We start from the raw sequence: 414 nt of genomic DNA on the forward strand, positions 1-414 counted from the left end.
CCGATAATTGCTAGATTTGAAGGAGCATCTTCCGGAGCCGGCTTTTCAACCATTTCAGTGATACGGTATAGGCCATCCTTCATGCATTCGCCTGCAATAACACCATATTTATGCGTTTGGTCAGCAGGAACTTCCTGGATCGCTACGATACTGCAGCGGAACTGATTATATAACTCTGCCATTTGCTTAAGCACGCCGTCGCCGTTTTCATCTGCCGTACAAAAGTCATCTGCCAAAACAACTGCAAAAGCATCATCGCCAACCAAACCTCGACCGCTATAGATTGCGTGGCCAAGACCTTTCATTTGATGCTGTGGTGTAAATGAAAAGGTGTTATTTTCCATTAAATTCCGAATGGAATCGAGCTGAGCCTCTTTTCCTGAACCTTTAATTTCATTTTCTAGTTCGTAGCTA

At 44.0% G+C, this 414-nt stretch carries 1 protein-coding gene; it reads right to left on the reverse strand.

Annotated elements, in window-relative coordinates; all coding sequences use genetic code 11:
• On the reverse strand, positions 1 to 414 hold a 414-nt coding region (locus A3735_RS09695), incomplete at both ends, for a sugar phosphate nucleotidyltransferase (RefSeq protein ID WP_255375161.1).

The sequence above is a fragment of the Oleiphilus sp. HI0061 genome (genome assembly GCF_001635675.1).